Below are 21,929 nucleotides of genomic sequence, written 5' to 3'. Positions count from 1 at the left end.
TTATTTATGACTTTCCACCAAATTGAGGAACGCTGCCCCACGAACACCACCGGCATCGCCATAGCGCGCCTTCTCGATGCGTGGCAGTTTGGCTACCCGTAACAAATGGGTGGGCAAACGCTGGGGCAACGCCTGATAAATTGCGGCAAAATTCGATAAGCCGCCGCCAATCACCACCAGGTGGGGGTCGATGATGGTCAGCAGGTTGCCCAGGCAAATGGCCAGGACATCCAGAAAACGTTCTACGTGCGCCACGGCCTGTGGCTCACCGGCCTGATAATGCGCAATGATTTGCTGCGCTGGCAACTGTTGTTGATAAAAATGCGCGTACATCCACTCAAATCCGCGGCCCGAGATGTAATTCTCGATGCAACCGTCATGGCCGCAGCCACAGGGAACGCGAGGAATATCACGCCCGAGCACCTCCAGCGCATCCACAGGCAAGCGGAAATGGCCAAACTCTCCGGTGATAAAGTTACGCCCAGAGACCACTTTACCATTAACGATCAAACCACCACCAACTCCGGTACCCAGGATGATACCCAGCACCGTCGGGTAATGGCGAAACTCTTCGTCCCAAGCTTCCGAGAGCGTGAAGCAGTTGGCGTCGTTATCGACCTTGACCTCACGGCCAATCAGCGCGCTCAGATCGCGAGGCAGCGGCTGCCCCATCGCGGCCGGGACGTTGGCGGTAAACAAGGTGCCATCTTCATTTGGCAACCCGGGAATACCTATGCCCACCAACCCTTGCGTACCACAGACGGCATCGGCCTCATGAGTGAGATCGCGTAATATCGCCAGCAGTTGCCGGTAGTCGTCACGCGGCGTCGGCACCCGCTTTTGCCAGATACGTTGCAGATTGGCGTCGAACACCCCAAGTTCAATCTTGGTGCCGCCCATGTCGAAACCGTAGTACATAACTCGCCCTCAGGGTAAAAAAATGGGGCCCGCTACTGGCCCCAGGTTTTTATTACTGCCCGCTCAATACGCGGGCCGGATCGATGCGGCTGGCACGTCTGGCCGGATACCAACTGGCCAGCAGGCTAAGCACGATTGCCGTACCCAGTACGATCGCCACGTCAAGCCAGTGCAGCTCGGACGGCAGGAAATCGATAAAGTAGATGTCACCAGACAGGAAAGAGTGGCCCATCAGCTTTTCGATACCTTTCATGATATTAGTCAGCTGTAGCGAGGCAATCACTCCAACCACTACCCCACTAAGGCTACCTACCAGCCCGGCCAACAGGCCATACCAGACAAAGATGGCGCGGATAAAGCCGTCTTTGGCCCCCAGCGTACGCAGCACGGCAATGTCGCCGCTCTTGTCCTTCACGGCCATCACCAAGGTGGAAACGATATTGAAACAGGCTACGCCAATCACCAGCACCATCGCCAGATACATGATGGCGCGGATCATCTGAATGTCGCGATACATAAAACCGTAGGTGCCAATCCAGCTCTTGATATAGACGGTAGCATCGGCAACTTCCCCGGCGTCACGCACCAGCTTGTTAGCGGCGAAGACGTCGTTGACCTTGATGGCGATGCCGGTGACACTGTCACCCATATCCAGATATTGCTGTGCATCCGCCAACGGCACCATGGCCAGACTGTGATCGAGCTGGCCGCTAAGTTGCAGGATACCGGTGACATGCAGGCGAATACGCTTCGGCTGCAACAGTTTCATCTCAGGATCGCTATTGGGGATCATCACCGTGACGTAAGAGCCCTGCTTCACGCCCAGAGCGTCAGCCACCCCTTTGCCCAGGATCACCTGCTGCTCACCGCTTTTGAAGTTAGCCCAGGCATCGCCCTGCACATAACTCGGCAGCGCGCTGAGCTGTTTTTCCTGCGCAGGATCGACCCCTTTAACCTGCACGGCGCGTAGCTGAGCACCATTTTCCATCAGCCCGGTAAAGTTGATATAGGGTGCCGCAGCCAAAATGCCCGGTACCTTTTCGACCCGTTGCAGGATCTCCGGCCAGCCGGTAAACGGCTGCTTGACCGGTTCGATCTCGCCGTGCGGCACCACCGCCAGAATACGGTTCTGCAGTTCACGTTCGAAGCCGTTCATCGCGCTCAGCCCCACGATCAGCACCGCAACGCCCAGCGCGATGCCGATGGTGGAGATCACCGAGATTAACGAAACCATGCCGCCGCGCCGCCGGCCACGGCTAAAACGCAGCGCCATCAGCAATGAAAGTGGCGAAGCGCTCATTACTCGGCCCCCATCAGGGTCAGTTGCGCCTGTAGATGGCCGTCTGCCATTTCCAACTGGCGGCTCAGGCGTTTAGCAAGTTGTAGATCGTGGGTGACCACCAAAAATGCGGTGCCCTGACGTACGTTCAATTCGCCCAGCAAATCGAAGATGCTGTCTGCGGTGCGTTTATCCAGGTTGCCGGTAGGCTCATCCGCCAATACCAGCGAAGGGTTATTCACCAACGCCCGGGCAATCGCCACGCGCTGACGTTCGCCGCCGGAGAGCTCGGACGGGCGATGTTTGCTACGTTTTTCCAAGCCCACGGCCGCCAGCATCTCCAGCGCCTTTTCCTTCGCCAGCGCCGGTTTCATGCCGCCGATCAGCAGCGGCATCGCGGCGTTCTCCAGCGCGGTGAAATCTGGCAGCAGATGATGGAACTGATAGATAAAGCCGAGCTGGCGGTTGCGCAGTTCAGCTTTGGCAGTAGAAGAAAGCTTGTTCAACGACTGCCCTTTGTAGATCACCTCACCCGAGGTGGGCGAATCCAGCCCCCCCAGCAGGTGCAGCAAAGTACTTTTACCAGACCCCGAGCTGCCGACGATCGCCATCATCTCGCCCGGTTGCATGGCAAAACTGACATTGCGCAGCACGTCGGTATGCAGGTTGCCTTCCTGATAGGTTTTACACAGGCGCTCACACTGCAATAAAGGATGGTTACTCATAACGTAAAGCCTCAGCGGGTTGTACGGCGGCAGCGCGCCATGAAGGGTAAAGCGTGGATAACAGCGAGACCGCCATCGCCACTACGGCAATGATCGTCACCTGGATAGGGTCAACCGCCACCGGTAGAGAAGCCCCGTCGATCAACGCGCCAAGGATCGGCATCAGGTTGTTCAGATTGGTGGCAAGCAGAACGCCTAACAGCGTTCCCAGTAGCGAGCCGATAATCCCGGCGCTGGCCCCCTGCACCATAAAGACCGACATGATCTGCCGCCGCGTCAGGCCCAGGGTTTGCAGAATGGCCACTTCGCCTTGCTTCTCCATCACCAACAGGCCCAGCGAGGTAATAATATTGAATGCCGCCACTGCCACGATCAGGCTAAGCAGCAGCCCCATCATGTTTTTCTCCATGCGCACCGCCTGGAACAACTCGCCCTTGCGTTCGCGCCAATCTTTCCACTGGGTGCCTTCCGGCAGCGTTTGCTGGCTAAGGGTGTCAACGCTCAACGGTTGTTGCAGGAACAAACGCCAGCCGGTGATATTACCCGTCGGGTAACGCATCAGACGTGAAGCATCTTGCTGGTTCGCCAGCAGTTGATAGCCGTCCACTTCACTATTGGCGTGGAAGGTACCAATCACGGTGAACAGACGTTGGCTCGGGATGCGGCCCATCGGGGTAAACTGGCTGGCGCTCGGCACCATCAGACGCAGTTGATCGCCACGCTTGACGCCCAACTGCCCGGCAAGCTGCTCACCGATAATCAGGTTGTACTCGCCCGGTTGCAGCTGTTGCTGTTTAACGTTGACCAGATAAGGCGTCAGCGGATCGGGCTGCTGCGGGTCAACCCCCAACATGACGCCAACGGCCACGCTGCGAGCACTTTGCAGCACCACATCGCCGGTAGTCAACGGGGTGACTCGGGTGACACCATGCAGGTTTTGCACGGCAGAGGCTGGCAGCTGTTCAGGGTTGATGGAGCCCTGTTTACTGGTGATCAGTGCCTGCGGCATAAGCCCCAGGATGTTGTTTTCGAGATCTTTCTCGAAGCCATTCATCACTGAAAGCACCGTCACCAGCGCCATCACCCCCAGCGTAATGCCAATGGTGGATAGCCAGGAAACAAACCGCCCAAAGCGGTCTGAGGCTCGCCCGCGCATATAACGCAGGCCAATAAATAACGCGACAGGTTGATACATGAAATCCGTTTTGTTGCCGTAGCTTAAGCAAAGTGATCAAGGATAATAAAGGCTCTACCGGGTTTATGGAACCACCCGGCCGGTTTTATTCATCATGTTTGCACGGGTTTACAGAAAATGCCGGATTTTGACCTTCCTGATGACACCGTTGTTTCCGCTGATAGCCGTTTAACCGTTTGACAATCCGTTTACAACGGGCAAATTAATAGACTGAACGAATCAATGCCAACCACATGAGGTAGTCATGACCGTTAAGCCCCACTGCATCACCGCCGCCGATATTGCCAAAGCGGCCGAAATCCTGCAAAACCACGCGATCCGCACACCGGTAATGACTTCCCGCCAGGCGGATGAGATCGCCGGTGCCCAGCTCTTTTTCAAGTGCGAGAATTTCCAGCGCATTGGGGCCTTTAAATTCCGTGGTGCCTATAACGCCATCAGCCAATTGGCTCCGGCCCAGCGCCAGGCCGGAGTGATAGCCTTCTCATCCGGTAACCATGCGCAGGCCATGGCGTTGGCGGCGCGTGAGCTTGGGGTGAACGTCACCATTGTGATGCCACATGACGCCCCCGCTGCCAAGCTGGCGGCAACCCGCGGTTACGGAGCTAACGTGGTGATCTATCAGCGGCTAACCGAAGACCGGGAAGCCATCACCCAACGGTTAGCGGCGGAACAGGGCTTAACGGTGATCCCTCCTTACGATTATCCGCAGGTGATGGCAGGCCAAGGCACCGCAGCTAAAGAGCTGATCGAAGAAGTTGGCCCGTTGGATATTCTGCTGGTTTGTACCGGTGGCGGCGGATTGCTCTCTGGATGCGCCGTTGCGGCACATCACTGGTCGCCCGGTTGCCGGGTATTTGGCGTCGAACCCGAAGCGGGCAACGATGTGCAACAGGCGTTCCGCAGCGGTGAAAAAGTGTGGATCCCGGTACCAAAAACCATTGCTGACGGCGCGCAAACCCAGCAGGTGGGCAATCTCACCTTCCCGATCATTCAACACTATGTGGAAGATATCCTGACGGTGACCGACCAACAGCTATGCCAGCAAATGCGTTTCTTTATGGAGCGGATGAAGATAGTAGTCGAACCGACCGGTTGCCTGGCTGCCGCTGCGGCGATGAATCAGGTCATCGATCTGAGGGGCAAAAAAGTCGGGGTGATCGTCAGCGGTGGCAACGTGGACGTCGATAAAATCGGCCAGTATCTCGCCATGGCGCAGAATTGATTAAATTACCGCCAACAGGAAGCTTGCTCGCGCTTTTACCAGTGTCAGTTTATAAGCTGCTAGGCTAGTATAACCAAGGTAAAAGGTGATGGGCTTGAACCACTTGATGGTCTCCTCACCCTCTCCCTCTCCCAGAGGGAGAGGGTGAGGGAACCGAATGTGCCACAGCCATACTCCGTTCCTAATCGCAACACCGTTCCAGCTCCCTCTCCGTGGGGAGAGGGTTGAAGTGAGGGAGAACGGGTTAGCTTTAGCCAAACGCCAGGTAAACAGGATTTTGTGGTATTCACACGTCAAGCGCCACGGTGAACACCACAAAAACTGTTATTCAATTCATTGATTAAAGATAACTGAATGAGCATTTCTGATAAAAGCCGCAGCTCCGCATCGTCCTACCGTTACTCTCTTCCTGACCGCGCGGGCGATTTACGCCAGCTAGGGCAACTCACCGGCTCTGCCTGTGCCGTTGAATGTGCGGAAATCGCCGAACGCCATCCAGGCCCGGTGATGCTCATCGCCCCGGATATGCAAAATGCATTGCGGTTGCGTGACGAAATCCAGCAGTTTACCGATCAGATGGTGACCACCCTTTCCGACTGGGAAACGCTGCCGTACGATAGCTTTTCGCCCCATCAGGAAATCATCTCGGCGCGGCTTTCCAGCCTGTATCATCTGCCGACCATGGCACGCGGCATCATCATTTTGCCGGTGAATACGCTGATGCAACGCGTCTGCCCGCATGAGTTCCTGCATGGCCATGCGTTGGTGATGAAAAAGGGCCAACGGCTGTCGCGGGACCTGCTGCGGGCACAGTTGGAACAGGCCGGTTACCGCAGCGTCGATCAGGTGATGGAACATGGCGAATTTGCTACGCGCGGTGCGTTGCTGGATTTGTATCCCATGGGCAGCGAAGAACCTTATCGCATCGACTTTTTCGACGACGAGATCGACAGCCTGCGCACCTTTGATGTGGATAACCAACGCACGTTGAGCGAAGTTGAAGCCATCAACCTGCTGCCAGCGCACGAGTTCCCGACCGATAAGGCCGCCATTGAGCTGTTCCGCAGCCAGTGGCGTGAACAGTTTGAAGTGCGTCGCGACGCCGAACATATTTATCAGCAAGTGAGTAAAGGCACCTGGCCTGCCGGTATCGAATACTGGCAACCGCTGTTCTTCAGCCAGCCGCTGCCTTCCTTGTTCAGCTATCTGCCAGCCAATACGCTGCTCGTCAACACCGGCAACCTGGAAGGCGCCGCCGAGCGTTTCTGGCTTGATGTCAATCAACGCTATGAGAACCGGCGGATCGATCCGATGCGGCCGCTGCTGGCCCCGGATACCCTTTGGCTGCGGGTCGATGCGCTATTTGCCGAGCTGAAAGCCTGGCCGCGAATGGCGTTGAAAACCGAGGAACTGCCCGCCAAAGCCGGTTGCACCAACCTTGGCTATCAAACCCTGCCGGATCTCGCCGTCCAGGCCCAGCAGAAGGCCCCACTGGATAATCTGCGACGCTTTATTGAAAGCTTCACCGGGGGCGTGGTCTTCTCAGTAGAGAGTGAAGGCCGCCGCGAAACCCTGCAAGATCTGCTTGGCCGCATCAAGCTGAGTACCAGCCTGATCCATCATCTGGACGAGGTCGAAGCATCGGGCCGCTACATGATGGTCGGCGCCTCTGAGCGGGGCTTCCTGGATACGCTGCGTGACCGGGCGTTGATTTGTGAAAGCGATCTGCTCGGTGAGCGCGTCAGCCGCCGTCGGCAGGATAATCGCCGCACCATCAATACCGATACCCTGATCCGCAACCTGGCAGAGCTGCACCCAGGGCAGCCGGTGGTGCATCTGGAACACGGCGTTGGCCGCTACGTTGGCCTGACGACGCTGGAAGCCGGGGGCATCAAAGCGGAATACCTGATCCTCTCCTACGCCGGTGAGGACAAACTGTACGTGCCGGTCTCTTCCCTGCACCTGATCAGCCGCTATGCCGGTGGAGCCGACGAAAACGCCCCACTGCACCGGCTCGGCGGGGATGTCTGGTCTCGAGCCAGGCAGAAAGCCGCCGAACGCGTGCGTGACGTGGCCGCCGAGCTGTTGGACATTTACGCCCAACGTGCCGCCAAGAGCGGTTTTGCGTTCAAGCATAATCGTGACCAGTATCAACTGTTTTGCCAGACCTTCCCGTTTGAGACCACGCCAGATCAGGAACAGGCCATCAACGCGGTGCTGAGCGATATGTGCCAGCCGCTGGCGATGGATCGTCTGGTGTGCGGCGACGTCGGCTTTGGTAAAACTGAAGTGGCGATGCGTGCCGCCTTCCTGGCCGTCGAGAACGGTAAGCAGGTCGCGGTACTGGTGCCGACGACCCTGTTAGCGCAGCAGCACTTCGACAACTTCCGCGATCGCTTTGCCACCTGGCCAATCCGCATCGAAATGATGTCGCGTTTTCGCAGTGCCAAAGAGCAGCAACAGATCCTGGAAGAGGCAGCCGAAGGCAAAGTGGATATCCTCATTGGCACCCATAAGCTATTGCAGAGCGATCTGCGCTGGAAAGATCTGGGGTTGTTGGTTGTCGATGAAGAACACCGCTTTGGCGTACGCCACAAAGAGCGCATCAAGGCAATGCGGGCCGACGTTGATATCCTGACGCTGACCGCCACGCCAATCCCGCGCACCCTGAATATGGCCATGAGCGGCATGCGCGATCTGTCGATCATTGCTACCCCACCGGCCCGCCGTCTGGCAGTGAAAACTTTTGTCCGCGAGTACGACAGCCTGGTGGTGCGCGAGGCCATCCTGCGTGAGGTACTGCGCGGCGGCCAGGTGTATTACCTGTATAACGACGTTGAGAATATCGATAAAGCCGCCGAACGCCTGGCGGAGTTGGTGCCGGAAGCGCGGATTGCCATTGGCCACGGACAGATGCGGGAACGCGACCTGGAACGGGTGATGAACGATTTCCACCACCAGCGCTTCAACGTGCTGGTCTGTACCACCATTATTGAAACCGGCATCGATATCCCCAGCGCCAATACCATCATTATCGAACGGGCCGACCGCTTTGGCTTGGCACAGTTGCATCAGCTTCGTGGCCGCGTCGGGCGTTCTCACCATCAGGCCTATGCTTATCTGTTAACGCCAAACCCGAAGGTCATGAGCACTGACGCACACAAGCGGTTGGAGGCGATTGCCACGCTGGAAGATTTGGGGGCCGGGTTCGCGCTCGCTACCCACGATTTGGAAATCCGTGGTGCTGGGGAACTGCTGGGAGAAGACCAAAGCGGCCAGATGACCACCGTGGGCTTCTCGCTGTATATGGAGCTGTTGGAAAGCGCCGTCGACGCCCTGAAGAACGGGCGTGAGCCTTCACTGGAAGATCTCACCAGCAATCAGACGGAAGTGGAACTGCGCATGCCAGCGCTGCTGCCCGATGACTTTATCCCGGACGTGAATACCCGTTTGTCCTTCTATAAACGCATTGCCAGCGCTAAAAATGAGGGTGAGCTGGAGGAACTGAAGGTTGAGCTGATCGACCGCTTTGGCCTGCTGCCGGATGCAGCACGTAATCTGCTGCAAAGCGCGGCGATGCGTCAACAGGCGCAGATACTGGGGATCAAGCGTATCGAAGGCAACGAGCGCGGGGGCTTTATCGAGTTTGGCGAGAAGAACCGGGTCGATCCAGGTTATCTGATTGGCTTGCTGCAAAGCAAACCGCAGGTTTACCGCTTGGATGGGCCGACCAAGCTGAAGTTTATGTTGGATCTTAGCGACCGGGCCGAACGCTTGAAGTTTATCGGCGAACTGCTGGCGGCGTTCAGAGAGCATACTTTGGCCGCTTGATGGTCAATGTCCCCTTACCCTAACTTTCCCAAAGGGTTAAGGAATTATAACTAATTTTTATTATATTTTTCAAATAGTTAGATGATATTTTTTACGAATTGTCTGTTCCATTTTGTTCGTAAATTGGCAGTGAGAGAATTACGATCGACTTCTTCCCGTCTGCTTGAGGCTGTTTTTTTAGCCCTTTCATGGGTAGAAACAGCCTATTTTGCGCCAAATCGTAACCCTCACTGCCGCTCGCGGTTATTCTTACTGTTCCCTTCCGTAATTCCGCCTGGCCGCCCACATGATCGCAAGTGCATCAATGATGTTCTGCAACAACAGAGCTGGCGCGACCATATACCACCGCTCATGGATTTCGATATTGTAGTGTTTTATATAAGCCGAGCAGTTAACAACTTCACCACATCATCTACAGAGGGCAAAGATGGATGGCTCACCATGCGGTGTAACGCAGTATCATAGTTTTCATGCCAAACAGGTTGAATCATTTCATAACCATCCTCGCGCAGTTGGTTAACGTTGCGACGTACAGCAGCTTTCTTCCACATCACGGTCCCCATTACCGGGAAGAACAACACCGGAAAATCCGCAGCAAGCACTACCGTGGTCAAGCGATTTGGCGCAGCACCTTGCGCGACCGAGGCCAGCGTATTCGCCGTTGCAGGCAATACCGCCATAATGTCATGGTCAGAAACAATCTTTGAAGGTTTGTCGCTGGGCCAATCAGCAGGTTTTTCACCCGCAATCACACGGTCAGCCCACAGCCCGAGCGTTTCCGCGGGGATAAACTGCTCTGCTTGCCGAGTCATCAACACGGTTAACGAACAGTGAATATTCTTTTTGATCGCCTTCAGGTACTCAGGAAGATAGGTGATATCCACCGAGCCGGTGGCACCAATTAAAATCCGCTTCTTCTCCGTCATGATCGTGCTCCACACAAAGCTCTCTAATAGCCACTGCTATGAAAGTAAAAGCCGCAGCCTCTACTTTCATGCATCAAATACCCGCAGAAATTACAGCGTACCAGGAGGTGCTTCACCCCAGCCCCACTTCTTAATCGTTTCCCGCTTAGGGCGTGGCGCTTTAGGTTGCGAATTCGCTTGGGCGCGACGCGATCCCCACTCAATATAAGCGGCAAATGCGGAACGGAACTCAGGATCGGTAGGCAAGTTAACCTCGTCCACACACTCCATCATCAAATCCACCCAACGCTGACGCTGCTCCGGTTGGATACTCCTGCCGCGATGCTTGGAAACCATGCCCTTAAATCCGCCTCGATAAGCCGTGTAATTAGCCTCCCCCCCCAGAACCTCTTCCAGCCAGATAGCGACATGCTCCGGGTGGTCACCCGCCATATGAGCAAACATCGGCGCTAATAACTCATCCTTTTCAACCTTGGCGTAAAAGGTCGTCATGAGTTTTAGCAGAACCTCTCTTCCACCCATCCATTCAAATAAAGTTGGTGTATTTTCTGACATAAGTACTCCAGCAAAGTTAGTTGGTGATGATTCAGACAATATTGATAACTCAACCTAATTCCAGAGAAGCCAGGGCATTAATTCCTGGCTGATAATCTGCAGGCGGTTCCCCACGATACATCCGGCAAGTATGAAACAATGTTTTGAACCCTAAAGAGCGGACAAATTCGATGGCTTGTTGGGCGTATTCTGGAATATCTAGAGTGACATTCGTCTGCTGCGGTATCTCATTCATCGCGGCCAACAACAGTGCTTTCATATTTTTCTCATTAGCGGCATAGAAAGGCCCGACTCGATAACCATCATCGGAAGGACGTAAACCAATTACGCCTTCAATCCCTTCATTACCCACTAACAGAAGTCCTTTTCGCCCTTGGTCGAAAAACCACTCAGCAAGTAAACCGGCACGAGAATACCCGACAAAATTCGCGTCAAAATCAATCACAGAGGTAATATTTTTTTGATCGACGAGTTCTATATTGTGTAGTTCGACAATGTTTTTAGTCGCCGCTCCCACCATACGGAAAGTGTGATAGTGTGTTTTGAACCCATACTTCTGATAATTGTCCTCTTGGGCGGGCATGCCATCCAGGCCAATACAGCGCCCTTCAGCATGTTCAATCGCCATACTCCAAACCGCCAAGCCAAACCCTTTACCGCGAAAATCGGGATTAACAATATAATGGCCGAGATGAGCGTAATTTTGCGCGTGGTTCACAACAGATATCGAAGCAATCGGCCTATCTTGCCAATAACCGATATAAAAACCCAGCGTATCTACATTAAGGAAACGACTCGCGTCTCCTTCCCCAAGATCCCAGCGCTCCTGACGTGCCATTTCCACCACCACCGGCCATGTTTCGGGTGTAGCGATACTTACCTGAAATTGGCTTTCAGGGCATTCGGTTATTTCATTCATAGTATCTCCTAACCGGACGAATAACTTCGGTTACAACCCCATAGACTTGCTAATAAACTCTTTAAGCACTTCACTCGTGCCGCCATAAATAGTTTGCACCCGGCTATTTGCCCAGGATTTTCCTATATATGAATCACTCATATAACCAGCCCCTCCATGCAACTGCAAACAGCGATCGGCCACTTTTATCTGAAGCTCAGTAGTCCAGAGTTTAATTCTTGCCGCATCAACCACGCTGAGGCTTTTCTGGTTAAAGCGAGCGATTGCATCATTTAAATACACCCTGGCTATTTTTACTTCCGTATCCAGCTCCGCCAGCATAAACCTATTCGCTTGAAACGATCCGATAGGCTGCCCGAAAGCCTTACGGTGCTTTACCCATACCAGCGTTTTTTCAAGTAGATATTCCGCTGTGGCAACGGCAACGGTCGCAATGCTCAATCTTTCTCGCGGCATCCCTCCCATAAAATAGAGGTTGCCAATATTCTCGCGACCAATAAGATTTTCGCAGGGAACCCGACATGCGGTGAAATGAAGATCGGCGGTATCACTGGCATGCCAACCTATTTTTTTCAGCAATGGCCCGCGCTCAAAACCCGGGGTGTTTCGTTCAACGATCAGCAAACTGGTGCCCTGCCCACGTGACGCCTCTGAGGTTCTTACCGCGGTCAGAATAAGATCGGCATTAATCCCATTGGTGATATAGCTTTTATGACCATTGACAATATAGTGCTGCCCTTGCTTTACCGCGGTAGTCTCAAGATCTGCCGAATCCGATCCACCATTGGGTTCGGTAATAGCGATCGCCGCAATAAGTTCACCGCTGCACAACCCTGGCAGCCAGCGAGCTTTCTGCTCATCGGTACCGTGGCTGTCTATATAACTGGCGATCACATCATTATGAGAGATAATGACTGGCGCGGTCATCTCGGCGCGAATTAACTCCTCCGTCAGGACAGCAGCATAGTGATAATCAGGCTTCTGCTGACCGCCCAATTCACGGACAACGCCCAATCCTAATAACCCCACTTCACCCGCGTGGCGCCAAAAATCACGCCCGATCAGGCCGTTAGTTTCCCACTCAGATAGAAAGGGATTAGCCTCACGCGCCAGGAAATCACGGCAGGTGAGTCGAAACTGTGTTAACTCTGTGTTTTCCATAATATCCTCAGAAAGATTCCGCGACCAATGCCTGAGTCTCTGGTACCTGCGAAAATAGCGCCTTTACCAAGTCAAAATAGTTATAAATAGCGAAATGGCCCCCTTCGATAGGGTGTAGTTGGGTGGTGGCAAACGTATGGTTCCGCCACGCTGCTTGCATTTCTTCAGTGACATGTTCATCTTGATCCGCTGAGATAACGTCCAAGGGTTGCGACACTTTTTTATCCACAAACGCTAGGAACTGATGGCGCAAGATATAATCGGTACGGAGCGAGGTCACCAGCCTGCGGGCGAAGGCGGGCTCATTGAGAATGCTCTCTGGTGTCCCATTATCCGCACGCATTTTTGAAATGATTTGATCGTCCGTCCACAAATGTCGGTCATCGTCAGCCTGCACGCTCGGTGCGATAGAGCCTGAAATCACGGAAAACAGCGGGCGCATAGCATAGTTTTCCGCCAACGCCGCACTCACGATAAAACTCAGCACGCCACCAAAACTATGACCAAACGTCACCCATTCGGTCGTCCCAGCCTGCTGGCGCAGGGCAAAGTCCGCATGGATATCGGCGCAGATCCGATCGACCAACAACGGCAGATTGTCGATCACCTTTTCACGGCTCAGCACGTCACGGCCAGGTATCTCGATAGGCTTGAATACCAGATTGGAATCCCCTTTGAAGCGGCCAAGCCAAGCACGATAGACGCTCGCGCTGGCGCCTGCGTGTGGGAAGGCATAAATGACGCGCTTGGGCGCAGACGAATTCATATATGGCTCCCCAGTAAGAAAGAGGCGATACGCTCAGCAACCATCACGGTAGTGAGGTTCGTGGGCATCGAGGGGATACAAGGGAAGAGTGAAGCATCTGCAACGGCGATTTGGCTCAGGCCGTGCAGGTTACCCTGTTCATCCGCTGCAGTCTGCGGATCGCTCGCACATCCCATCCGTACCGTACCAGAGGCATGCCAGCCGGGGCTGAGCAGATTTTCGATGGCGTTATGCATAACCTCATCATTGTCGATCATAGCCTCAGACCAGAACTGGATACCGTCGAGATATGTCGCAAGCTCAGGATGATTGATCAACCGCCACATTTGACGTACACCCCCGACCAAGCGCGCGATATCCTCTGGCTCCTGTGATAACGGCAGATCGATCATCGGCAGTTGCTGACTATCCCTGCTCTGGATAAACACTCGTCCTCTGGACTTGGGACGCATCAGCATCACAGAGGCCCCCACCAAGCGTGGGTAATCGGTGCGATTCTGAAAACCGGGTACGGTCTTGCTCGCCACGTTGTTCATTAATCCTAATTGCACATCAATCTGCGCATCGTACCCGCTGTTCAAGCGCGCCGCAGTTTGCCGCCACGGTGTTTCCTGGATGCTATTTCCAGATTTTGGGAGTGCCCATAGTACTACCGAAGCGTGATCGGACAGATGGTTGCCAATGGCAGGCAGATCGGCCACCACGGGAATATCAAGTTGTTGTAATAAACGCGCATCTCCAACGCCGGAACGCTGCAAGATTGCCGCAGATCCTATCGCCCCGGCGCACAGCACGATCTGGTTGGCACGATAGGTAGTATAGCCCCCGTCGTGCGACGCTTCGACACCAACAGCCTTGCCCGCGTTAAACAGCACTCTCTCGACCGTCATGTGCGAGAGGATCTGAAGGTTTTCCCGCTCGCGTGCCGCAGAAAGATAGGCGCGGTAAAGATCGTACCTTTCCGCTCCCTGCACCACATTGGCTGGTACGACACCCACCGCCGCACTTTCTCCCTCATTCAGATCGTCAACAAAAGCGATGCCGTTCTGTTGGCATATATCGGCAAAGGCTTTCTCCAATGGCAAGATATCGTCCCCTACAGGCCTCCGCAACCTGAGAGGCCCTTGGTGACCATGCAGTGAAGAATCCGGACGGTCAACGTCATTTTCCAGCTTCTTGTACCACGGCAAAACGTCACACCACGCCCATTGACGACACCCCATATTTACCCAGCGGTTAAAATCGCTGGGAAAGGCCCTTAAGGCTACGGCACCGTTAATCGCAGACGATCCCCCCATGACTTTCCCCAGGCGATAGCCAAAGGCTTTACGCCGGTTACGCTCTAACGGCTGATTATCATCTACCTGGACGAAACGAGAAAATCGCTCTGTCCCATGCACGTTGGCTTCGTATGGCCAGTTATAGCCTTCAAGAACCAGGCGGGAAGCATCCCGCAACGGACTATCAGGTTGAGCAACGTCAGAATCCTGCCCCGCCTCAAGCAATAAAACACTGTGTTTGCCACTTTCGGAAAGACGAGAAGCCATCACACAACCCGCTGTCCCGCCTCCGACCACAATAAAATCATAATCAACCTGCTCTGGAGCCGGTTTAAATGGATGCGTCATGCGTATTGCTCCTGAATCTTGTCCGCTACGCTGGAAAGGATGCGCGAAAAATCACGTACTGAGGCATTCATAAACAGGCTCTCGATCATATCCTGTTCACTGGACGGGCCGACCTTGAAGGTTTCGCGTACCGCGCTCAACAGCCCTACCGCATGCAATGAATCGCCACCGATGTCGAAAAAACCATCATTGACATCAAAGTCACCGTGTTGCAGCTGTTTTGACCATAAGGCGAATACACGGGCCTCAAGCTCATCGGCGGGTTCACTCTTATCCGACGCAGCTACCACTTCCCCCCATAGCACGGGCAAAGCGTTACGATCTATTTTCCCATTAGCTGTCAATGGCATACTGTCCAATAAGACAAACCAGGTTGGTATCATATAAGAAGGGAGATGAGCTTGAGCGAGTTCGCGTAGTGTACCTTCCAACGCGCTCTTTTCGTTCTCGCTGGCCAGTTGCTTCGGCACAATATATGCAGCTAGCTGCTTTTGGCCGGTTTTCGGGTGGCTTACCGCAGTGATCACGACGTGGTTCGCCTGCGGATTCTCCAACAGGCAAGCCTCTATTTCACCCAGTTCGATGCGATAGCCATTAATTTTTACCTGATTATCTTCACGTCCAAAGATCTCAATCAGTCCTTCATCAATATAGCGTCCCAAATCACCGGTTCTATACAGCCGCTCGCCAGTGATCGGATGGTTAAAAAATCTCTCCTGCGTTTTTTCAGCATCGCCCAGGTAACCTTGTGCCACGCCAGCGCCTGCAATGAACAGCTCACCAGTAACCCACTTGGGACAAGGTTCAAGCCATTCATTGAGCACATGAAATTGCTGATTAGCCAATGGCTTACCGTAAGGAATGCTTTTCCAGGCGCTATCTACATGCCGGATTGGGTAAGCAATTGACCAGATTGAACCTTCTGTCGCCCCACCAAGGCTGATCACATCAATACCGTTGACGGCGGCCTTGATTTGATCCGGCAGGTTGACCGGGATCCAGTCTCCACTCATCAGCACCAGACGCAAAGCACTGCCAGAAAGCTGCGAACCGGCCCGCTCTACCAAGGCTTTCATTGGTGCCGGCACGCTATTCCACAAAGTCACCCGATGTTTGGTGATCTTTTCAGCCCATATTTTCGGATCGTTAGCCTCATTTTCCGCAGCAAACAGGATGCTGCCACCGGCTCCCAGAACTCCAAAATAATCATAAACGGATAGATCGAACCCCGCTGGCGCAACGGAGAAGACACGGTCATGCTGATTGACGTTGAAACGACGATTAATATCCAAAACCGTATTAGCGGCGTTGCGGTGCGTAATCATTACCCCTTTTGGCTCACCAGTAGAGCCGGAGGTAAAAATAACGTAGGCCAGATCATCCAATGTCTGTTTTGCCACCAGTGAAGGAAACTTCATCGGTGCAGCACTATTAATGACCACCCCGATGTTGATTAATCCTTCTATTGGTTCCAGGCCAGCAGGCGTCACGATGGCTTTCGCAGCACAGCGCTCAATCAACCGCGCTTTACGCTGCTCAGGAAATTGTGGGTCAATCGAGACATAAGCCGCACCCGCGAACAGTACACCCAGAATGGCGGCCAGCATTTCCGGCCCTTGCGGCAGAGAAACAGCAACGATGTCACCCGGTTCAATGGCCACAGCAGCACTCAGTTGCTCGGCAACGTGGTTACCGCTGGTGACCAACTCCCCGTAGCTGACCTCTCTTTGCCCCTGAATAATCGCCGTTTTGGTTGGGAACAGACGTGCAGCATGCAAGATCAGATCCTGCAACAACGCAGGTGGCATACCATCATCCGTCGAATTTGCAGCCAGTCTCTCCTGCATGTCGTCCGTGTTCAAGGTCACTACCGCACCCTGTTGTGACCAAATCTGCGGGTTTTCGCCACAGGCGTTCAGCAGTTTAACGGCTGCCTCAAACATCATTTCCGGCATACCCGCCGGGAACAACCCTTCGACGTAGTTCCAGTTCATCACCAGATCGCCATTGATACGCAACAACTGATTTTCGAGCCAGACGCCGGGCGTTTGGGTGCTGCTATACTTGACCATCGCCGTGCCTTCCCAGCCATAGTCGGTGACAATATCTCGTAGTTCCGCATTCAAGGTATTGCTGAATACCACCGGGAAAGAGAGCGCCCGTCCTCCCTGGCTCCGACGCGTCATTTCGCGTAGAACCTGGATCCCATTGAATGAGGAATGCCAGTAGTTCAACAACTGTTCAGTCTGCAACATCACCAAGCGCTGACCAAACGCCTCCGACTTACTGTCTTTAACACACAACAGGCTTGACTGAAGATAATTCCCTACGCTTTGTTGCACATCCGGGAAATAGTTACGTCGCGCATGCTGAGTTAAAGTGAGAGTAAAGTTCTGGCGCCGCGACCACTGCCGCAAGGTTTCAACATAAACGCCAAGAAAGAGTGTTTCCAGGGTAATACCCTGTGCAGTCGCGCTCTGACGAAGCTTATTGACTAATTCCAGTGAGATCGGGTGTGAAAGCGTTTTAAATATGGGGTTTTTAATTAATTCAGGTGACTGATACAGTGGTAGTTCAGGAGCTGCGGGCATCACACCCACTTTATTTAACCAATAATCCTTATCCCGGCAGCCTTGCTTACTCTGCAGAAGTTGCCTTTCTCTTTCGATATAATCGCCAAAATTAAATTCCGGCTCGGATTTTACTACATATGGATTTTGATAGAACCGCCACCAATCCTTCATCACTATTTTCACACTATGCAAATCAAGAAACATCAATTCAAAACAGAGGTGTAAACGAACCTTCATTTTATTCAATAAGGAGGCTCTAATCTCGAAAGACGGTGCAACAGCCAACGAACGTAAATGCGTTTCCATGTCACTTCGTGTGCTATTAATAAATTCCTGCAACTGGTTATCATCCATGTATTGGCAATCCGTCACGGCAATCTCATAATGTTCAAGGGCCGCAGAAATTCGTTGACGGCCACTATCAGTCAGTTCGGCGCGCAGCATGGCATGCAGGGACAGCGTTTGGTTCAAGGCTGCATTGAGCCGCTGGAGATCGGGGTTGAAAATTTCGACTTCAAAATAGTAATGCGTTGCAATCCCTCCCAGAGGTATTCCTGCATTGCGACCAATCAAATAAGCGTATTGAATATCGGTTAGCGGAAATGACTCATCCTCTTTTCTTTCCACTGTTTTATCAAAGGTTGTTGAATCATCTACAGGTAGTTTCCCATTAAGCAACTCATTTATTTTAGTGACATTTTTTTCAACGGAATGTTCAATCTGATTGGTGATCAGGTCATTTTCTTTTCCTGAAAGTTTTAAGCCAATTCTCTTGGCCGATTCCTGCATGACTCGCATAAAAAGCCCCTCTGAGATTATTCAATAAAAATAGCATGAGAGCGTTACGCATCCATCAAAACGTTTAAGAATACCAATTACTTAAAGTTAGGGGTAAAACCTCCCCCAAAAAATACCGTTGTAGCAGCAAACATCGGATAGATGAGATGCCCAAGCCATTAATATAAGCATCGTGAATATTTCACTACAACAATCAATCAACTGATCAATTGATTGTTGAAATACCACATTAATATGTTTTATGACGTCAAGCATAAACATCACAGTGCATAACAATTTGATATCATAAAAAAAACAAGCAATTACTCGTAAAGACATGAATTAATTGAAATAAAATAAAAAACCATTCAGCACTCATGATAAGTAACCAGTAATGACCATCAATAAAGTAATGAAAAATTAATATTAATTTATACGCATTTTTCTTTTTAACTTGACAACATCAGATCAACACGCACAATATTCAATTAATCAATTGAATGATTTTATTTAATCATAAATAAAACTAATGATTACACATAGAAAGTAAACTTATCCAACAGATGACAAGTAGGGTGGTAAAATGAGTAATGATTTTGTGACAGACAAACGCGATTCGGCCCTTCCTGAAGATATGGCTCGACCATTAGTCGTAGAGGAAAATAACGCTTTAGTGTTTGCTATTCTCGCCTCCATTCAGGCAACGCTGATTTTTACAATCGTCATGATTGGAGTCCCACTACCAGCGATTGGCACAGAATTCCAGTTGGTTCAAGCCGAACTGGTGTTGGTGAGTGCTGCCTATGGGTTGCCATTTAGCGGCCTGTTGCTGTTTGGCGGGCGACTAACTGATCGTTACAGTGGAAGAAAAATGTTTACTTTGGGGATGCTTATCTTCGGCCTTGCGTCATTGAGCGGCATGTTCGCTTCCTCCTATTGGATTCTAGTAGCAATTCGCTTTTTGCAAGGGATCGGTGCCGCGCTTACGGCTCCAGCCCTGATGGCATTATTGCGCCAACTCTACCGAGAGGCGGGCCAGTTCAACCATGCAATGGCAACCTGGGGCGGAGTATCGGTTCTGGGGGGAGCCGTTGGTTTTCTTTCATCAGGCATCATCACCACTTGGCTGTCTTGGCGGTGGATGTTTATTGTTCCGGTTGTTGTTAGCTTGTCCGGTCTGCTTTTGGTACGCACAATGATGAAGCCGCTCCCCCTACATGATAACGACTCTCCTGGTCTAGATTTGAGTGGTGCTCTATTGGCGACTAGTGGCATTTCGCTGTTCAGCTTTGGCCTGATCATGAGTGGCGAATATTCTTGGCTGACTGCGCCTGTCTATCTGCCTGTTGCCGCTGGCCTGCTGTTCATTTTCACTTTCTTGCTCGTCGAGCGACATGTTAGCTCTCCTCTGCTACCCCCTGGTTTTATCCTCAACCCGATGCGCATGACTGGCCTGATTGGTATTCTACTGGCCGCTGCGGGTATGGGCTTGATTACCTTTTTACTTTCCCTGTATCTGCAACAATTTCGCGGTTGGTCATCTTTTGCAACCTCCATGGCCTTTATACCTTATACCGTTGGACTCCTAATTATGAATCGTGCCGCCGGGGCCCTCATTATGCGCTTCGGCGCCTTGCAAATCACAATTGTCGGGCTACTGCTCGGTGCTGCGGGGCTGCTTTTATTGGCACAGCTCAATGAGCAAACCCACTATGTACTTGGCCTGCTTCCTGGTTTATTTATCCTCCCCGCCGGAGCTTCTTTGACCTTTTCCGGCAGTGCGGTACTTTCTACGGCAAATGTTCCCCTACGCGAAGCGGGCCTTGCGGGCGGCGTAATGAACACATCAATGGAGTTAGGTCCAACTATGGGGCTGGCTGCATTAATGGCGGTAGCGGCAACCCAGGCAAACGTAGTTAATGGCTATGCATGGGCATTTGGCACTGCAGGAGGAGTCTATTTACTCGCAGCGATAGGCGCGCTAATTTTAATGAAAAAGATCAATTAGCCTTAATAATCGAAATACCACTGGAACCATAATGTTGAGTATCAGGATCCAGTGGTGTTTCCGTGACAGGTTATACCAGTAAACAGAGAAAACGAGGGCTTACCGGTTAATTTGCACCTCCAACCCGGCGGCCTTCCACTCCGGAAAGCCATCCTCTAGGCAACGAGCGAGAAACCCATTGGTATGCAGGGTTTTCATAGCGTTGAGAGAGAGGACGCAGTACGGCCCGCGGCAATACGCCACCACTTCCTGTCCTTTAAGCAGTTCAGATAGGCGACCCTCTAGTTCTTCGGCCGGAATATTGACCGCTCCAGGCAGATGGCCAGAGGCAAACTCTTCGGGGGGACGCACATCCAGCAGAGTAATATCCCCCTCATTCAAGCGATGTAGAAGCTCTTCGCGAGAAATCGATTCCAGCCGTTCACGCTGGCTGAAAATATCAGTAACGAATGATCTGATCTCGCTATGTCGATATTCCACAAATTGCCGAATCGCCGTCAAGATATTCTGGACTGGCCCATTGCCCAAACGGTAGTAGACGTTTTTCCCTTCGCGGCGTGATTGCACAAACCCCGCACGTTTGAGATGTTGAAGATGCTGAGAAGCATTGGCTATCGTAAGACCAGCCAGTTCCGCTAGCCTTTCAACCGGTCTTTCTCCCTGTGCAATATGCTCAAGCAGTAGCAGACGATGTGAGTTCCCCAAGGAACGTGTCACTTCTGCAAATTCATTAAGAACTTGACGTTGACTATCGCCATTGAGTGTTGACATATTGTTTTTACTACCCCATCATTCAATATAATAATTGAAAGATATTATATCAAAGGTTGAAGGAGCCCACCAGTTTACTGCTGCTACCTTTCAATCGAGATTGTGTTACAGAACATGTTACGTTTTCCACGTCCTAGAAGCGTAAAAAGGATCGTTAAATGGATATATTATTACGTGCAGTGCTGATTGGTACTGGAGCAACCTTAGTAATGGACATCTGGGCATTAATGCAAAAACGCTTTTTTGATATCCCTTCGCTCAACTATCAGTTAGTCGGGCGCTGGTTAGGACACATGCCAAATGGCAAGTTTTTTCACCATACCATCATGCAGACAACACCAATAAGCGGAGAAAAGGCTCTGGGGTGGACGGCACACTACGCTATCGGCGTCGTCTTTTCTCTGATATTTATTTATCTCATGGGGCAAGACTGGCTTGAGCACCCCACATTTTTGGCAGCACTCATTATGGGCATTATAAGCGTCATAGCCCCTTTCTTTGTTATGCAACCTGGATTTGGTTTTGGCTTGGCTGCATCCAAGACACCGCAACCTAATATAGCGCGCCAGCGTAGTCTAATAGCACACGGTTCGTATGGTGTTGGGATATATCTGAGTGCTGTTTTGCTACAGTACTGCTGGCCGATAAGCTGAGAAAAGTCACTAACGCGGG

Annotated in this window: 16 protein-coding genes; 4 read left to right on the top strand and 12 right to left on the bottom strand. The window is 52.3% G+C overall.

Annotated features, from left to right (window positions below; all coding sequences use genetic code 11):
* From nagK to lolC, 4 genes are read right to left on the bottom strand one after another with little or no spacing between them, the layout of a single operon-like run.
* The gene (gene nagK / locus IMQ33_RS03630; RefSeq protein WP_196062972.1) at window positions 1-918 is read right to left on the bottom strand and encodes an N-acetylglucosamine kinase; all 918 of its coding nucleotides are present in this window, start codon (window positions 916-918) and stop codon (window positions 1-3) included.
* A gap of 52 nt (window positions 919-970) precedes the next feature.
* Window positions 971-2,218, bottom strand: coding sequence for a lipoprotein-releasing ABC transporter permease subunit LolE (gene lolE, locus IMQ33_RS03625; protein ID WP_024531139.1), 1,248 nt, complete (start codon window positions 2,216-2,218; stop codon window positions 971-973).
* Window positions 2,218-2,922 (bottom strand): lipoprotein-releasing ABC transporter ATP-binding protein LolD, encoded by a 705-nt coding sequence (lolD, locus tag IMQ33_RS03620; protein WP_024485237.1) that lies wholly within the window; start codon window positions 2,920-2,922, stop codon window positions 2,218-2,220. The genes lolE and lolD overlap by 1 nt, the downstream gene beginning before the upstream one ends.
* Window positions 2,915-4,117, bottom strand: coding sequence for a lipoprotein-releasing ABC transporter permease subunit LolC (gene lolC, locus IMQ33_RS03615; protein ID WP_196062973.1), 1,203 nt, complete (start codon window positions 4,115-4,117; stop codon window positions 2,915-2,917). The genes lolD and lolC overlap by 8 nt, the downstream gene beginning before the upstream one ends.
* 244 nt (window positions 4,118-4,361) lie before the next feature.
* Here lolC and IMQ33_RS03610 point away from each other — a divergent pair, with 244 nt between their 5' ends.
* Together IMQ33_RS03610 and mfd are read left to right on the top strand one after the other, a co-directional pair.
* A complete protein-coding gene (locus IMQ33_RS03610) occupies window positions 4,362-5,342 on the top strand; it encodes a threo-3-hydroxy-L-aspartate ammonia-lyase (RefSeq protein ID WP_196062974.1) in 981 nt (326 codons plus the stop codon).
* A gap of 354 nt (window positions 5,343-5,696) precedes the next feature.
* Window positions 5,697-9,173 carry a transcription-repair coupling factor gene (gene mfd, locus IMQ33_RS03605; protein WP_098931453.1) on the top strand — a complete coding sequence of 1,159 codons (3,477 nt, stop codon included), beginning with the start codon at window positions 5,697-5,699 and terminating at the stop codon, window positions 9,171-9,173.
* A 374-nt stretch (window positions 9,174-9,547) separates the two neighbouring features.
* Here mfd and IMQ33_RS03600 read toward each other — a convergent pair whose 3' ends face one another.
* The 7 genes from IMQ33_RS03600 to IMQ33_RS03570 form a co-directional block, all read right to left on the bottom strand.
* Complete coding sequence (locus IMQ33_RS03600) at window positions 9,548-10,099, bottom strand: flavoprotein (protein ID WP_065685922.1); 552 nt, start codon at window positions 10,097-10,099, stop codon at window positions 9,548-9,550.
* A 90-nt stretch (window positions 10,100-10,189) separates the two neighbouring features.
* Window positions 10,190-10,654: a group II truncated hemoglobin gene (locus IMQ33_RS03595; protein WP_065685921.1), complete on the bottom strand. Its 465-nt coding sequence runs from the start codon at window positions 10,652-10,654 to the stop codon at window positions 10,190-10,192.
* A 49-nt stretch (window positions 10,655-10,703) separates the two neighbouring features.
* Complete coding sequence (locus tag IMQ33_RS03590; RefSeq protein WP_196062975.1) at window positions 10,704-11,573, bottom strand: GNAT family N-acetyltransferase; 870 nt, start codon at window positions 11,571-11,573, stop codon at window positions 10,704-10,706.
* Window positions 11,574-11,603: 30 nt separating this feature from the next.
* A complete protein-coding gene (locus IMQ33_RS03585) occupies window positions 11,604-12,734 on the bottom strand; it encodes an acyl-CoA dehydrogenase family protein (RefSeq protein WP_196062976.1) in 1,131 nt (376 codons plus the stop codon).
* A gap of 7 nt (window positions 12,735-12,741) precedes the next feature.
* Window positions 12,742-13,500 (bottom strand): thioesterase II family protein, encoded by a 759-nt coding sequence (locus IMQ33_RS03580; RefSeq protein ID WP_196062977.1) that lies wholly within the window; start codon window positions 13,498-13,500, stop codon window positions 12,742-12,744.
* Window positions 13,497-15,128: a GMC family oxidoreductase gene (locus IMQ33_RS03575; protein ID WP_196062978.1), complete on the bottom strand. Its 1,632-nt coding sequence runs from the start codon at window positions 15,126-15,128 to the stop codon at window positions 13,497-13,499. Before IMQ33_RS03575 ends, IMQ33_RS03580 begins: the two co-directional genes overlap by 4 nt.
* Complete coding sequence (locus tag IMQ33_RS03570; protein WP_196062979.1) at window positions 15,125-18,499, bottom strand: non-ribosomal peptide synthetase; 3,375 nt, start codon at window positions 18,497-18,499, stop codon at window positions 15,125-15,127. The genes IMQ33_RS03575 and IMQ33_RS03570 overlap by 4 nt, the downstream gene beginning before the upstream one ends.
* A 562-nt stretch (window positions 18,500-19,061) precedes the next feature.
* Between IMQ33_RS03570 and IMQ33_RS03565 the strand changes: the two genes are divergently transcribed.
* Window positions 19,062-20,486, top strand: a complete 1,425-nt coding sequence (locus IMQ33_RS03565; RefSeq protein ID WP_230326858.1) for an MFS transporter — start codon at window positions 19,062-19,064, stop codon at window positions 20,484-20,486.
* 99 nt (window positions 20,487-20,585) lie between these two features.
* On the opposite strand, the gene IMQ33_RS03560 is transcribed toward IMQ33_RS03565, so the two are convergent.
* A complete protein-coding gene (locus IMQ33_RS03560) occupies window positions 20,586-21,257 on the bottom strand; it encodes a metalloregulator ArsR/SmtB family transcription factor (protein ID WP_065685916.1) in 672 nt (223 codons plus the stop codon).
* A gap of 158 nt (window positions 21,258-21,415) precedes the next feature.
* On the opposite strand from IMQ33_RS03560, the gene IMQ33_RS03555 reads away from it, so the two are divergent.
* Window positions 21,416-21,910 carry a DUF2938 domain-containing protein gene (locus tag IMQ33_RS03555; protein ID WP_196062980.1) on the top strand — a complete coding sequence of 165 codons (495 nt, stop codon included), beginning with the start codon at window positions 21,416-21,418 and terminating at the stop codon, window positions 21,908-21,910.
* Window positions 21,911-21,929 lie beyond the last annotated feature (19 nt).

The organism is Serratia sp. Res13-Sevr-LER1-36-b (assembly GCF_015673035.1).
Taxonomy (GTDB): domain Bacteria; phylum Pseudomonadota; class Gammaproteobacteria; order Enterobacterales; family Enterobacteriaceae; genus Chania; species Chania fonticola_C.
This window is presented reverse-complemented; position numbering and strand designations above follow the sequence as displayed.

Bases quoted from the DNA above. Each gene is read 5' to 3' on its own strand.
- nagK (WP_196062972.1), bottom strand. From the start codon at position 918: ATGTACTACGGTTTCGACATGGGCGGCACCAAGATTGAACTTGGGGTG.
- lolE (WP_024531139.1), bottom strand. From the start codon at position 2,218: ATGAGCGCTTCGCCACTTTCATTGCTGATGGCGCTGCGTTTTAGCCGT.
- lolD (WP_024485237.1), bottom strand. From the start codon at position 2,922: ATGAGTAACCATCCTTTATTGCAGTGTGAGCGCCTGTGTAAAACCTAT.
- lolC (WP_196062973.1), bottom strand. From the start codon at position 4,117: ATGTATCAACCTGTCGCGTTATTTATTGGCCTGCGTTATATGCGCGGG.
- IMQ33_RS03610 (WP_196062974.1), top strand. From the start codon at position 4,362: ATGACCGTTAAGCCCCACTGCATCACCGCCGCCGATATTGCCAAAGCG.
- mfd (WP_098931453.1), top strand. From the start codon at position 5,697: ATGAGCATTTCTGATAAAAGCCGCAGCTCCGCATCGTCCTACCGTTAC.
- IMQ33_RS03600 (WP_065685922.1), bottom strand. From the start codon at position 10,099: ATGACGGAGAAGAAGCGGATTTTAATTGGTGCCACCGGCTCGGTGGAT.
- IMQ33_RS03595 (WP_065685921.1), bottom strand. From the start codon at position 10,654: ATGTCAGAAAATACACCAACTTTATTTGAATGGATGGGTGGAAGAGAG.
- IMQ33_RS03590 (WP_196062975.1), bottom strand. From the start codon at position 11,573: ATGAATGAAATAACCGAATGCCCTGAAAGCCAATTTCAGGTAAGTATC.
- IMQ33_RS03585 (WP_196062976.1), bottom strand. From the start codon at position 12,734: ATGGAAAACACAGAGTTAACACAGTTTCGACTCACCTGCCGTGATTTC.
- IMQ33_RS03580 (WP_196062977.1), bottom strand. From the start codon at position 13,500: ATGAATTCGTCTGCGCCCAAGCGCGTCATTTATGCCTTCCCACACGCA.
- IMQ33_RS03575 (WP_196062978.1), bottom strand. From the start codon at position 15,128: ATGACGCATCCATTTAAACCGGCTCCAGAGCAGGTTGATTATGATTTT.
- IMQ33_RS03570 (WP_196062979.1), bottom strand. From the start codon at position 18,499: ATGCGAGTCATGCAGGAATCGGCCAAGAGAATTGGCTTAAAACTTTCA.
- IMQ33_RS03565 (WP_230326858.1), top strand. From the start codon at position 19,062: ATGAGTAATGATTTTGTGACAGACAAACGCGATTCGGCCCTTCCTGAA.
- IMQ33_RS03560 (WP_065685916.1), bottom strand. From the start codon at position 21,257: ATGTCAACACTCAATGGCGATAGTCAACGTCAAGTTCTTAATGAATTT.
- IMQ33_RS03555 (WP_196062980.1), top strand. From the start codon at position 21,416: ATGGATATATTATTACGTGCAGTGCTGATTGGTACTGGAGCAACCTTA.